Annotated in this window: 13 protein-coding genes; 5 read left to right on the top strand and 8 right to left on the bottom strand. The window is 69.3% G+C overall.

All coding sequences use genetic code 11. From position 1 onward, the window contains the following. Nucleotides 1-17: 17 nt before the first annotated feature. From JJB11_RS15255 to JJB11_RS15240, 3 genes are all read left to right on the top strand, one after another. Complete coding sequence (locus JJB11_RS15255; RefSeq protein WP_201172942.1) at nucleotides 18-845, top strand: AraC family transcriptional regulator; 828 nt, start codon at nucleotides 18-20, stop codon at nucleotides 843-845. A gap of 347 nt (nucleotides 846-1,192) precedes the next feature. After that, nucleotides 1,193-1,363: a hypothetical protein gene (locus JJB11_RS15245; protein WP_201172937.1), complete on the top strand. Its 171-nt coding sequence runs from the start codon at nucleotides 1,193-1,195 to the stop codon at nucleotides 1,361-1,363. Between the two features lie 21 nt (nucleotides 1,364-1,384). Then, the gene (locus JJB11_RS15240; protein ID WP_340643156.1) at nucleotides 1,385-1,930 is read left to right on the top strand and encodes an NUDIX hydrolase; all 546 of its coding nucleotides are present in this window, start codon (nucleotides 1,385-1,387) and stop codon (nucleotides 1,928-1,930) included. 3 nt (nucleotides 1,931-1,933) lie between these two features. Here the strand turns inward: JJB11_RS15240 and JJB11_RS15235 are convergent, their stop codons facing one another. Continuing rightward, on the bottom strand, nucleotides 1,934-2,365 hold the full coding sequence (locus JJB11_RS15235) for a hypothetical protein (protein WP_201172934.1): 432 nt from the start codon (nucleotides 2,363-2,365) through the stop codon (nucleotides 1,934-1,936). Between the two features lie 269 nt (nucleotides 2,366-2,634). On the opposite strand from JJB11_RS15235, the gene JJB11_RS15230 reads away from it, so the two are divergent. Beyond that, nucleotides 2,635-3,414, top strand: a complete 780-nt coding sequence (locus JJB11_RS15230) for an SDR family oxidoreductase (RefSeq protein WP_201172932.1) — start codon at nucleotides 2,635-2,637, stop codon at nucleotides 3,412-3,414. Nucleotides 3,415-3,417: 3 nt separating this feature from the next. Here JJB11_RS15230 and JJB11_RS15225 read toward each other — a convergent pair whose 3' ends face one another. The 5 genes from JJB11_RS15225 to clpB all read right to left on the bottom strand — a co-directional run bounded on the left by JJB11_RS15225 (nucleotide 3,418) and on the right by clpB (nucleotide 8,777). After that, a complete protein-coding gene (locus tag JJB11_RS15225) occupies nucleotides 3,418-3,555 on the bottom strand; it encodes a DUF3096 domain-containing protein (RefSeq protein ID WP_201172929.1) in 138 nt (45 codons plus the stop codon). Nucleotides 3,556-3,619: 64 nt separating this feature from the next. After that, nucleotides 3,620-4,945 (bottom strand): NAD(P)/FAD-dependent oxidoreductase, encoded by a 1,326-nt coding sequence (locus JJB11_RS15220; protein ID WP_201172926.1) that lies wholly within the window; start codon nucleotides 4,943-4,945, stop codon nucleotides 3,620-3,622. Between the two features lie 4 nt (nucleotides 4,946-4,949). Beyond that, nucleotides 4,950-5,579, bottom strand: coding sequence for a response regulator (locus tag JJB11_RS15215; protein WP_201173581.1), 630 nt, complete (start codon nucleotides 5,577-5,579; stop codon nucleotides 4,950-4,952). A 208-nt stretch (nucleotides 5,580-5,787) separates the two neighbouring features. Then, a complete protein-coding gene (locus JJB11_RS15210) occupies nucleotides 5,788-6,093 on the bottom strand; it encodes a hypothetical protein (protein WP_201964865.1) in 306 nt (101 codons plus the stop codon). A 59-nt stretch (nucleotides 6,094-6,152) separates the two neighbouring features. After that, complete coding sequence (clpB, locus tag JJB11_RS15205) at nucleotides 6,153-8,777, bottom strand: ATP-dependent chaperone ClpB (protein WP_201172923.1); 2,625 nt, start codon at nucleotides 8,775-8,777, stop codon at nucleotides 6,153-6,155. A 101-nt stretch (nucleotides 8,778-8,878) separates the two neighbouring features. Here clpB and JJB11_RS15200 point away from each other — a divergent pair, with 101 nt between their 5' ends. Continuing rightward, nucleotides 8,879-9,451, top strand: a complete 573-nt coding sequence (locus tag JJB11_RS15200) for a hypothetical protein (RefSeq protein WP_201172915.1) — start codon at nucleotides 8,879-8,881, stop codon at nucleotides 9,449-9,451. 7 nt (nucleotides 9,452-9,458) lie between these two features. On the opposite strand, the gene JJB11_RS15195 is transcribed toward JJB11_RS15200, so the two are convergent. Next, on the bottom strand, nucleotides 9,459-10,685 hold the full coding sequence (locus JJB11_RS15195) for a flavin-dependent oxidoreductase (RefSeq protein ID WP_201172913.1): 1,227 nt from the start codon (nucleotides 10,683-10,685) through the stop codon (nucleotides 9,459-9,461). Then, nucleotides 10,685-11,647 carry a tripartite tricarboxylate transporter substrate binding protein gene (locus JJB11_RS15190; RefSeq protein WP_201172911.1) on the bottom strand — a complete coding sequence of 321 codons (963 nt, stop codon included), beginning with the start codon at nucleotides 11,645-11,647 and terminating at the stop codon, nucleotides 10,685-10,687. The genes JJB11_RS15195 and JJB11_RS15190 overlap by 1 nt, the downstream gene beginning before the upstream one ends. Nucleotides 11,648-11,656 lie beyond the last annotated feature (9 nt).

Genomic DNA, 11,656 nt, shown 5'->3' with positions numbered 1-11,656 from the left:
TCGGCGAAACTCCGCCAATGCCGCGCGCCCGCCGCTCCGTCGTCGTGAATGCCGACGTCGACCTGTTCCGCCCGACGCGGCCGCGCCCGGTGAGGGTGCGCTCGCGGACCATGCCGGCCGATGCGCACTTCGAACCGCACCGGCATCCCTGGGCGCAGGTGGCGTACTGCGCCACCGGCATCCTGCAGGTGAGTGCCGCCGACCCGGGCAGCGCAAGCGGCGAGGTGACCTGCATCGTGCCGCCCTCGCGCGCGGTGTGGATCGCACCGGATGCGCTGCACTCGGTGCACGTGCTGCAGGCCGCGCACTTCCGCACGCTGTACATCGACGCCGCGATGGTCCCCCGCGAATGGACCGGCTGCCGCGTGCTGGTCGTGTCGCCGCTGCTGCGCGAGCTGGTCCCGGCGCTGGACCAGCCGCGCCTGCCGCGCGAGCGCGAAGCCCTGCTCACGTCGCTGGTGCTCGACGAACTGCACCACGCCGACACGCAAACCCTGGGCGTGCCGCTCCCGCCGGCGGACACCGGGGACAAGCGCCTGCGGGCGCTCTGCGAAGCCGTGCTGCGCTCGCCGGGCGAACGCGCGACGCTCGCCCAGTGGGCGGCCGATGTCGGCGCGAGCGAACGCACGATGGCGCGCCTGTTCCGCGAGCAGCTGGGTACCAGCTACCAGCCCTGGCGGCAGCAGGCCGTGCTCGCGCATGCCCTGCCCTTGCTGGCCGGCGGCATGCCGGTCGGGCAGGTCGCATTCGCCTGCGGCTATGCGAGCGAGAGCGCATTCACGGCGATGTTCAAGGCGGCCATGGGCCAGGCGCCCAGCCGGTTCCAGCCACGCGCCGGCCGCTGATCCGCGCCCGGCCTGATGTGCGGCCGGGCGGCGCCTGCCGTTCCGTGACGGCATGCATTGCGGCGACCCGCTGTCTGGAAAATTTCCTACGTGCCTTGCCTCGTCTCTCCGACCGATGAGATTGCCTGCGCGAACAAGAATTTCCCCCAAGGCAAGCCCATGAACCGTTCCCCCTCCGAGTCCCCCGACGACGACGCACCCGCAGCGGGTGCGCGCGGCGATGCGCCCGAGCACGGGAGACGCTCCGGAGAGGGAGCGGCGAGCGCCCTCGCCCACCTGAAGCGGCAGGCGCGCCAGCAGCGTCGGGAATCCCCCGACACCGAAGACGGACAGCACGGAGCCGAGCGATGAACGACGAGAACGGGCCGCCACCTGCGAACCCGCCGCACGAACCCCCACCGAACGAACAGGGCAGCGGCGAAGGCGCCGACACCGCGATGCGCGCCCTCATCCGCAAGCGCAGGCAGCTCGAGGGACCGGACGAAACACCGCCCGGCAGCGGCAATGCCGGCGCCTGAGCGCCGTCCTACACTGGCAGCGTGACCATCATCCGCAGCGCCGGCTTGCTGATGTTCCGGCGCGTGGGCGCTGGCGCGGAGGTGCTCCTTGCGCACCCCGGTGGCCCGTTCTGGTCGCGCCGCGACGATGCCGCGTGGACGCTGCCGAAGGGGGAGATCGACCCCGGCGAGGATCCGCTTGCCGCTGCCTGCCGGGAATTCCGCGAAGAAACGGGCTTCACCAGCGCGCCCCCGTTCTTCCCCCTGGGCGAGTTGCGCCAGAAAAGCGGCAAGCGCATCAGCGCGTGGGCGTTCGAGGGCGATGCCGATCCCGCTGCGCTGGTGAGCAACCGGTTCGAGCTGGAGTGGCCCCCGCGTTCGGGACGCATGCAGTCGTTCCCGGAGGTGGACCGGGTCGCCTGGTTCGGCCCGGAGGAAGCGCGCCGCAAGCTGATCGCCGGCCAGGCGCCCTTCGTCGATGCCCTGGAGCGCTGGCTTCGCGGCGAGGTGACAGCGGCGGGCGCCGAAGCTGCCCCGAGCGCCGGCCCGCCAGCTTCCGACGGCGGCCGCCGCCCTGCCGGCGCCTGACGCTCAGGCGACCGCGTAAGCGCGCTGCTGCTCGGGGCGTGCGCCCGCTGCGAAGAGCGCGTCGCTGAGCTCCTGCTCGTATTCGTCGTCGGCGCGCTCCGCCGGGGTGAGCGCGGCGTGGTCCCAGGCAGCACGGATCGCCTGCATCGCGACATCGATCTCCAGGCGCGAGTCGCCCTTGATGCGAACCCAGTTCGCGCACAGGGACTTCTCGGCATCCTCGAAGCAACCGCCGTACTGCGCGTAGCCGATGTAGCCGACGCAGTAGGCCGGAGCGTAGTCGTCGTACCCGTACTCGGCGCGATGGTAGGGCTGGGCCCAGTAGGCACCCTGCCAGTAGGCGTCCTCCTGGGCTGGGCGCACGCGCCCGTCGATGCGGACTTGCGGGTCATCCGCTTGTTCCTGCCAGAAATCCTGTCCTGCGATGGCGGTCATGGCCGTCTCTCCGTGTTCTGTTGCTGGCTGCCATCTTCTTTGAGCCTGCAGCCCGACCGCGTAGGACGCACGGGTCGCGCTGCTGTCGGAGCGCGTACCCGGGGGGTGCAGGCGGCTTCGCCGGCGCCGTGCGCGCCGGGCGCCTCCCGATGCGTCCGCGCGAACCCCCAGCCGCACGGCCGGCCCTGCGCGGATCAGCTGGCGCTTGTCGCGTCCGCGGCTTGCGCGCGCCAGCGCAGCGCGGATACTCGGCGGCCATCGGAGGTCGCATGGAAATCAAGGACAAGGTGGTGGTGGTCACGGGCGCGGCGAGCGGCATCGGCGCCGGCCTGGCACAGCGCTTCGCCCGCGACGGTGCCCGCGCCGTCGTTGTTGCGGACGTCAACCTGCCGCGGGCCCAGGCCGTGGCCGAGGGCATCGGTGCGCAGGCGATCGCGCTGCGCTGCGATGTGAGCCAGGAGGCCGACATCCAGGCGCTGGTGCGGCAGGCGACGGAGCGCTTCGGCGGCGTCGATGCCTACATCTCCAACGCAGGCATCCTCGGCCGCATGGGCGGCATCGAGCTCGAGGACGCCTTGTGGGACAGCATGTGGAAGATCCACGGCATGGCCCACGTGTGGGCCGCGCGTGCCGTCGTGCCGCAGATGCTGGAGCGCGGCGGCGGCTACTTCCTCGTCACCGCTTCGGCCGCGGGCCTGCTGAACATCGTCGAGTCCGCGCCCTATGGCGTGACCAAGCATGCTGCCGTCGCCATCGCCGAGTGGCTGCGCATCGCCTATGGCCGCAAGGGCCTGCGGGTGTCCTGCCTCTGCCCGCAATCGGTCCAGACGGACATGACCCGGGACGGCACCGGCTCGGCCGGCATCAACGGCGTGCTCACGCCGGAACAGGTGGCCGAGGTGGTCGTGCAGACGATGCGCGAGGAGCGCTTCCTCGCGCTGCCGCACCCGGAGGTCGCGCAGTACTTCCTGGCCAAGGGACAGGACTACGACCGCTGGCTGGGCGGCATGCAGAAGCTGTACGCGCGCCACATGGAGGAGCCCCGCTGAGCCTCAGCGGCCGAACAGGCCGATGAGGCCGGTCACGATCAGGTACAGCGCGATGATGTAGTTCAGCAGCCTGGGCATGATGAGGATCAGGATGCCTGCGATCAGCGCAGTGATGGGGCCGATGTGCTGGAGATAGGGCATGGTCGCTCCGGTGGTGGGCAGGCGGCGAGTATGCGTTCGGGCGCGTGCGCCGGGGGGCGCCGGCTCAGTCATCCGTCGTTCCTGGTGCCATGCCGGTCACCACGCGCGCGTAGCGCTGCTTGCTCCAGTAGGCCGAGGCCCAATCGATCAGCACGACCAGGCGGTTGCGGAAGCCGATGAGGAAGTAGATGTGCGCGAACAGCCAGAACACCCAGGCAAACCAGCCGCTGAAGCCGACGCGGCGCCAGGGTGTCCACAGGTCCACGACGGCGGAGTTGCGGCCGATGGTCGCGAGATTGCCCCAGTCGCGGTAGCGGAACGCGATCGTCGGCTCGCCGGCGAGGCGGCGCATCAGGTTCGCCGCGGCGCTGCGCCCCATCTGCTTTGCAGCGGGTGACACGCCCGGCACCGGCCGCGGCGCGTGGCCGGGCAAATGGCTCTGCGCCGCGGCGAGATCGCCGATCACGGTGATTTCCGGATGCCCCGGCAGGCTCAGGTCCGGTTCGACCACCAGGCGGCCCGCGCGATCGACTTCGGCCCCTGCGGCGTGCGCGAGCTGGCGTCCCAGCGGCGATCCCTGCACGCCGGCCGCCCACAGGACGCACCGGCTCGCGATGCGCTGCGGGGGAGCGCCGGCCGCGGGCTGCACCTCGACCCTGTGCGCGTCGATCGCCGTCACCCGCGTTCCTGTCCGCACCTGGACGCCGAGCTGCTCCAGTTGCCGCCGTGCGCTGGCGCTCAACCGCGGCGGCATCGCGGGCAGCACCCGCTCCCCGCCCTCCAGCAGCAGGATCTGCGCGGCTGCCGGGTCGATGTGGCGGAACTCGCCGCGCAGGGTGTGGCGCGCGATCTCCGCCATCGTGCCGGCCATCTCCACGCCCGTCGGGCCGCCGCCGATCACGACGAAGGTGAGCCAGGCAGCGCGCGCCGCCGCGTCGGTCTCCTGCTCTGCGGCTTCGAACGCATAGAGCAGGCGGCGCCGGATCTCGAACGCATCGGCGAGCGTCTTGAGTCCCGGCGCGAAGGGCGCCCACGCGTCGTGCCCGAAGTAGCTGTGCGTGGCGCCCGCGGCGACGATCAGGTGGTCGTACACCAGGGTTGCGCCGCCGGCGAGCCGCACTGTGCGCGCGACGGGATCGACAGCGACGACTTCGGCGAGCAGCGTGGTCACGTTGGGCTGGGTGCGGAACAGGTGGCGCACGGGCGCAGCGATCGCGGGTGCGGAGAGCCCCGCCGTGGCTACCTGGTACAGCAGCGGCTGGAACAGGTGGTGGTTGGTGCGATCGACGAGCGTGATCGCCACGTCGGCGCTGCGAAGGGCGCGGGCGGCCTCGAGGCCGCCGAACCCGCACCCGATGATGACCACGCGCGGCTGGCGGGAGCCCGACATGCCTTCAGTCCAGCAGCCGGTGCTTCAGCGCGTAGTACGTGAGGTCGCTGTTCGAGTGCGCGTCGAGCTTGCGCATCAGCCGGGCCCGGTAGGTGCTGACGGTCTTGGCGCTGAGCGACAGTTCGGCCGCCACCTCGCCCGCCGTGCAGCCTTGCGCGAGCTTGAGGAACACCTGCAGTTCGCGTGCGGAGAGCTGCTCGTGCAGGCCGCCCGGGGTCGGCGCGATGACCTGGCTGGCCAGCAGCTCCGCCACGACCGGCGTGATGTAGCGGCTGCCCTGCGCGACCCGGCGGATGGCGATCGGGATTTCCGTGGGATCGCAGGCCTTGTTCAGGTAGCCGCTGGCGCCGCTGCGGATCAGGGGCACCGCGTACTGGTGCTCGGGATAGCCGGAGAGCACCAGCACGGCCACGTGTTCGGCCTTCGCCTTGATCATCGTGAGCGCATCGATCCCGCTCTGGCCCGGCATGTCGAGGTCCAGCAGCAGCACGTCGAGGGTCTGGGTGCGCACGAGGTCGATCGCCTCGCGCCCGGAGGAGGCCTCGGCCACCACGCGGATATCGTCCTGCTCGTCGAGGAAGGAACGCAGGGCACTGCGCGTGATCGGGTGGTCATCCGCAATGCCGACGCGGATCGCGCGCAAGCCCCACTGCCCCGAGGCCAGTGGCGGGGTCCCGGCCTGCTCGCGATCGCGGTGCAGCTTCACGGACCTTCCTGTGGTCTGCCGGGCCGACGGCCCGCACAGCTTGCATTAGGAAACCAGCTGCGTACGCACCCCGTAGGCCCGTACCTACACGGCAGTAAGAACTTTCCGCATTGTTGCGCACCGCTTCAGGGCGCCCTCAGGATGCAGGCGAGCGCGGCTCCACGTCGCTGACGTCGACCAGTCGGGTGCGGACTCCCGCAGCGGTGTCGGCACGGGGCGTGCGGCTCGCTGGCGGCGCGCGCCGCATCATGGCGGCAAACGCAGACCCCGAACCCATGCGCATCACGAAGGGAGCGACCGGCCGGCCGGTGAGGCGCGCCCAGAGCGCACGGACGGACCACAGAGCCAGCAGCAGCGCGAACGCCGCCAGCACGCTGGCAGCGAAGACGAGGCCCGCGGCCAGCAGGAGCACGCGCAGCAGGAAGCGGAGGATCAAGGTCATCTCCGTCGCATTGTGGGCGAAAAGAAAAGCCGGGGCATGCCCCGGCTCTTCTCGAAGTATCAGGCCGCTGCCGCTTCGCGCCTGGGACTCTCGTGCGCACCGAAGTGGAAGACGCCGGGCTCGCGCACCGGATCCACTTCCACCGGGATGGTGCTCTTGGGCGGGAAGCGGCCCTCCAGAATCAGCTTCGACAGCGGATTCTCGATGCGCTGCTGGATCGCCCGCTTGAGAGGCCGCGCACCGAACACCGGGTCGAAGCCCACCTTGGCGAGTTCTTCCAGCGCCGCCGGCGAAACCTCCAGGTGCAGGTCCATCTTGGCGAGGCGCTGCTCCAGCACGCGCAGCTGGATCTTCGCGATCTGCGCGATGTTCGCCGCGTCGAGGGCGTGGAACACCACCGTCTCGTCGATGCGGTTCAGGAACTCGGGCCGGAAGTGGTTCTTGAGTTCATCCCACACCGCTTCCTTCACGTCCTCGTACGGCCTGCCCACCATCGCCTGGATCATGTGCGAGCCGATGTTGGAGGTCATCACGATCACCGTGTTCTTGAAGTCCACGGTGCGGCCCTGGCCGTCGGTGAGGCGACCGTCGTCGAGCACCTGCAGCAGCACGTTGAAGACGTCGTGGTGCGCCTTCTCGATCTCGTCGAAGAGGATCACGCTGTAAGGCTTGCGGCGCACGGCTTCCGTGAGGTACCCGCCCTCCTCGTAGCCCACGTAGCCGGGAGGCGCGCCAATGAGCCGCGCCACCGAGTGCTTCTCCATGAACTCGCTCATGTCGATGCGCACCAGGTGCTCCTCGCTGTCGAACAGGAAGTACGCCAGCGCCTTGCACAACTCGGTCTTGCCCACGCCCGTCGGGCCGAGGAACAGGAACGAGCCGGTGGGGCGGTTCGGGTCGGACAAGCCCGAGCGCGAGCGGCGGATCGCGTTGGCCACCGCGCTGATCGCCTCGTCCTGGCCGATCACGCGTTCGTGCAGCTTGGCTTCCATCATCAGCAGCTTCTCGCGCTCGCCCTGCATCAGCTTGGATACGGGGATGCCGGTCGCACGCGCGACCACTTCGGCGATCTCCTCCGCACCGACTTGCGTGCGCAGCAACTGGCGCTTGCCTGCCTTGCCCTTCTCGCTCTCGGCGTCCTGCGCTTCCTTCAGCTGCTTCTCCAGCGCCGGCAGCTTGCCGTACTGCAGCTCGGCGACCTTGTTGAAGTCGCCCTTGCGCTTGAACTCCTCCATCTGGAACTTGACCTTCTCCATCTCCTCGCGGATCTGGGCGCTGCCCTGCGCAGCGGCCTTCTCGGATTTCCAGATCTCCTCGAGGTCGGAGATTTCCTTTTGCAGCCGGACGATCTCGTCGTTGATCAGGCCCAGGCGCTTCTGCGAAGCCTCGTCCTTCTCCTTCTTCATCGCCTCGCGCTCGATCTGCAGCTGGATCATGCGGCGGTCCAGCCGGTCGATGGCCTCGGGCTTGGAGTCGATCTCGATCTTGATCTTGGACGCGGCCTCGTCGATCAGGTCGATGGCCTTGTCCGGCAGGAAGCGGTCGGTGATGTAGCGGTGCGAGAGCTCCGCCGCGGCCACGATGGCAGGGTCGGTGATGTCCACGCCGTGGTGGGCCTCGTACTTCTCCTGCAGGCCGCGCAGGATGGCGATGGTCGCCTCGACGCTCGGCTCGCCCACCAGGATCTTCTGGAAGCGGCGCTCCAGCGCGGCGTCCTTCTCGATGTACTTGCGGTATTCGTCCAGCGTGGTCGCGCCGACGCAGTGCAGCTCGCCGCGCGCCAGCGCCGGCTTGAGCATGTTGCCGGCATCCATCGCGCCTTCGGCCTTGCCGGCACCGACCATGGTGTGCAGTTCGTCGATGAAGACGATGGTCTGGCCTTCGTCCTTCGCGAGTTCGTTGAGCACGCTCTTCAGGCGTTCCTCGAACTCGCCGCGGTACTTGGCGCCGGCCAGCAGCGCCGCCATGTCCAGCGACAGCACGCGCTTGTTCTTCAGCGTCTCCGGCACTTCGCCGGCGACGATGCGCTGCGCCAGCCCTTCGACGATGGCGGTCTTGCCGACGCCGGGCTCGCCGATCAGGACGGGGTTGTTCTTGGTGCGGCGCTGCAGGATCTGGATGCAGCGGCGGATCTCCTCGTCGCGGCCGATCACCGGATCGAGCTTGCCGATGCGGGCGCGCTCGGTGAGGTCGAGCGTGTACTTCTTCAGCGCCTCGCGCTGGCCTTCGGCTTCCGGGGAATTCACGTTCTGGCCTCCACGCACGGCATCCACGGCCGTTTCGAATGACTTGCGGGACAGCCCGTTCTCGCGGGCGATGCGGCCGATGTCCTGCTTGGTATCGGCGAGCGCCAGCAGGAAGTTCTCGCTGGCGATGAACTGGTCGTTGCGCTTGAGCGCTTCCTTCTCCGCGCCCTGCAGCAGCGCAGCGAGATCGCGGCCGACCTGGATCTGCTCCTGGCCCTGCACCTGCGGCAGCTTGTGCATGGCGGCCTCGGCGGCGGCGAGCAGGCCGGGCACGTTGACGCCGGCGCGCTGCAGCAGCGCCCGCGGGCCGTCTTCCTGCCGCAGCATCGCCACCAGCAGGTGGACCGGCTCGATGTAGGCGTGGTCGTTGGCCAGCGCCAGGCTCTGGGCGTCGCCCAGGGCTTCCTGGAATTTGGTGGTGAGCTTGTCGAGTCGCATGGAAATACTCCGTTACGGACCAGATAGGCCCCAGGCCGTTCTTTTCAAGCCCGCACTGTAGGACGGGCGCACGGAGTGCGGGGCTGACTAGAATCAACTCCATGCAGATCCACCAGATGTCGGTCACCTACATGCCCGAGCAGGACCGGATCCTCATGCGCATCAACACGGTCGAAGGCGAGGAGATGCGCATGTGGCTGACCCGCCGCCTGATGGTCGGCCTGTGGCCGCTGCTGTCCAAGCTGCTGACCGAGCACCTGCTGAAGCTGGAGTCCGCGGGCGCCTCCCTCTCCGGCGCCACCCCGGAGCTGAAGAAGATGCTGGCGGAGTTCCGCAAGGAGGAGTTCCTGCAGCACGCCGACTTCGACACGCCCTACAAGGAAGGGGAGCACCGGCTGCCGCTCGGCGAGGACCCGCTGCTGGTCACCGACGTCGACGCCGCGCCGATCGCCAGCGGGCCGCTGCGCCTGAACTTCAACGAGCGCCCGCCCAATGGCGACACCAAGCCGCGCAGCTTCCAGATGGAGATGCAGCCCAAGCTGATGCAAGGCCTCATGCACCTGCTGGACCAGGCGCTGCTGCAGTCGCAGTGGCGCGAGTCCTTCGTGCCGGTGACGGCGACGGAAAACGCCGCCGTCGAGGACGGCGAAGGCCGCCCCAAGTACCTGAACTGAGGCCGCCCTACTTCTTTTCCAGGGCGAAGCCGGCGACCTGCTTGTAGTGTTCCGAGATCCGCGCCAGCTCCTGCGGGCTGATCAGGTCGTCGATCGTTCCCGGGAAGGGTTTGCCCCCACTGAGTTCGTCCGCCTTCATGATGATGAAGTCCGGCGGCACCGTGCGATTGGTCTCCACCACCTTCGCCGTCGCCGGCAGGCGCAGCGCCTCGTATTCCTTCAGCGCCGCAGGCGCGTCGCCGCCGCGCGCGAGCAGCCGTGACAGCGCCGCCGCGTCGAGCAGCGCCTGCGCACTGCCATTGGAGCCGCGCGGGTACATCGGGTGCGCGGCGTCGCCCAGGAAGGTGACGCGGCCGAAGGTCCAGGCGGCGACCGGGTCCTTGTCCACCATCGGGTACTCGAGGATCTCGCGCGATTGCCGGATCAATTGCGGCACGTCGAGCCAGTCGAAGGTCCAGTCCTGGTAGATGGGCAGGAAGTCCTCCATGCGGCCGGGCCGGTTCCAGTCGTTCATGCCCCTTTGCGGCTGGCGGATCTCGGTCGTCCAGTTGATCAACTGGTTGCCCTGCCCATCGACGTTGTCGACGATCGGGTAGATCACGATCTTGCCGGTGTCGACGGTGCCGATGCGCAGGTAGCTCCTGCCGGTGAGGATCGGCTTGTGCACGCTCACGCCGCGCCACGTGTTGATGCCGCCGAAGGCCACCTGCTCCTGCGGATAGAACTGCCGCCGCACCGCGGAATTGACGCCGTCGCAGGCGATCACGATGTCGGCCTGCACCGGCGCGAGCGCCTGCCCCTTCGCATTGACGAAGGACAGCGTCACCTGCTGCGCGTCCTGCGACACGGCCACGCAGCGGTGGTCCAGGTGGATCGCCTGCGCGCCGAGCCGCTCCGTCGCGGCGCGCGCCATGGTCGTGTGCAGCTTGCCGCGGTGCATGCCGAGCTCGGGGAAGGCATAGCCCGCGTGGCGGCCGCGGGCCTCGCGGTAGACGAACTGCCCCCAGCGATTGAAGAAGACGCTCTCGAGGTTCTCGATGCCTTGCGGCTCGAGCTGCGGCTGCAAGCCCAGCGCCGCGAGCTCGCGCATCGCGTGCGGCAGGAGCGTGATGCCGACGCCGAGTTCCTTCAGCGCGGGCGCCTGTTCGTACACGTCGCAGGCGATGCCCTGCTGGTGCAGCCCGAGGGCGAGTGCGAGGCCGCCGATGCCGCCTCCGACGATTGCGATGCGCATCAGTCCGCCTTGATGTGGGCCGTGCGGACCACCTTCGCCCAGCGGTCGGCGTCGCGCGCCACCAGGCGGCGGAACTCCTCGGGCGTGCTCGTCGCCGGGTCCATGCCCTGCGCGTGGAAGGCCGTGCGAATCTCGGGGCTCGCCAGGATTTCCTTGAGGTCCTGGTTGAGCCTCTGCACCTGGTCGGCGGACGTGCCCGGCGGCGCGAAGATGCCGTACCACATGTCCATGTTCACGTCGCCCGCCCTGGCCTCCTTGAGCGTCGGCACGTCCGGCAGCAGGGGATGGCGCTGCTCGCTGCCGATCGCCAGAGCGACCAGCTTGCCGGCCTTCACGAACGGCAGCGCCACGTGGATCGGCAGGAACATCGCGTCCACCTGGCCGCCGACCAGGTCGGTCACGGCCGGTGCGCTGCCGCGGTACGGGATGTGCGTGAGGTACACCCCCGCGGTCTGCTTGAACAGTTCCATGGACATGTGGTGCGGCGTGCCCACGCCCGGGCTCGCGTAATTGAGCTTGCCGGGCCGGGCCTTGGCCGCCGCCACCAGGTCACCGACGGTCTTGAAGCCGGTCGAGGGCGACGTGACGAGGATCAGCTGGCCCCAGCTGGTGAGCGACACCGGCACCAGGTCCTTGACGGGATCGAAGGGCAGTTGCGGGTACAGGCTCTTGTTCATCACGAGCGTGTTCACGCTCACCAGCAGCGTGTTGCCGTCGGCCGGGGCACGCACCACGGCCTCCGTCCCGATGTTGCCGGAGGCGCCCGCGCGGTTCTCGACCACCACGGGTCGATGCAGCTTCTCGCCCAGGCGCGGTGCGACGGTGCGCGCGATCATGTCGATGCCGGTGCCCGGGGTGAAGGGCACGATCAGCTTCAGCGGAACGTTGGTGGGAGCCTGCGCGAGCGCGCCCAGGCTGCACAGCGCGAGCAAGGTGATTGCGAGGCGGACGAGCAGTTTCATGGGCGGATC

The organism is Ramlibacter ginsenosidimutans, assembly GCF_016654015.1.
In the GTDB taxonomy this organism is placed as follows: Bacteria; Pseudomonadota; Gammaproteobacteria; order Burkholderiales; family Burkholderiaceae_C; genus Ramlibacter; species Ramlibacter ginsenosidimutans.
This window is presented reverse-complemented; position numbering and strand designations above follow the sequence as displayed.

Coding starts and splice junctions, on each gene's coding strand:
- JJB11_RS15255 (WP_201172942.1), top strand. CDS start 18: ATGCCGCGCGCCCGCCGCTCCGTCGTCGTGAATGCCGACGTCGACCTG.
- JJB11_RS15245 (WP_201172937.1), top strand. CDS start 1,193: ATGAACGACGAGAACGGGCCGCCACCTGCGAACCCGCCGCACGAACCC.
- JJB11_RS15235 (WP_201172934.1), bottom strand. CDS start 2,365: ATGACCGCCATCGCAGGACAGGATTTCTGGCAGGAACAAGCGGATGAC.
- JJB11_RS15230 (WP_201172932.1), top strand. CDS start 2,635: ATGGAAATCAAGGACAAGGTGGTGGTGGTCACGGGCGCGGCGAGCGGC.
- JJB11_RS15225 (WP_201172929.1), bottom strand. CDS start 3,555: ATGCCCTATCTCCAGCACATCGGCCCCATCACTGCGCTGATCGCAGGC.
- JJB11_RS15220 (WP_201172926.1), bottom strand. CDS start 4,945: ATGTCGGGCTCCCGCCAGCCGCGCGTGGTCATCATCGGGTGCGGGTTC.
- JJB11_RS15210 (WP_201964865.1), bottom strand. CDS start 6,093: ATGACCTTGATCCTCCGCTTCCTGCTGCGCGTGCTCCTGCTGGCCGCG.
- clpB (WP_201172923.1), bottom strand. CDS start 8,777: ATGCGACTCGACAAGCTCACCACCAAATTCCAGGAAGCCCTGGGCGAC.
- JJB11_RS15200 (WP_201172915.1), top strand. CDS start 8,879: ATGCAGATCCACCAGATGTCGGTCACCTACATGCCCGAGCAGGACCGG.
- JJB11_RS15195 (WP_201172913.1), bottom strand. CDS start 10,685: ATGCGCATCGCAATCGTCGGAGGCGGCATCGGCGGCCTCGCACTCGCC.
- JJB11_RS15190 (WP_201172911.1), bottom strand. CDS start 11,647: ATGAAACTGCTCGTCCGCCTCGCAATCACCTTGCTCGCGCTGTGCAGC.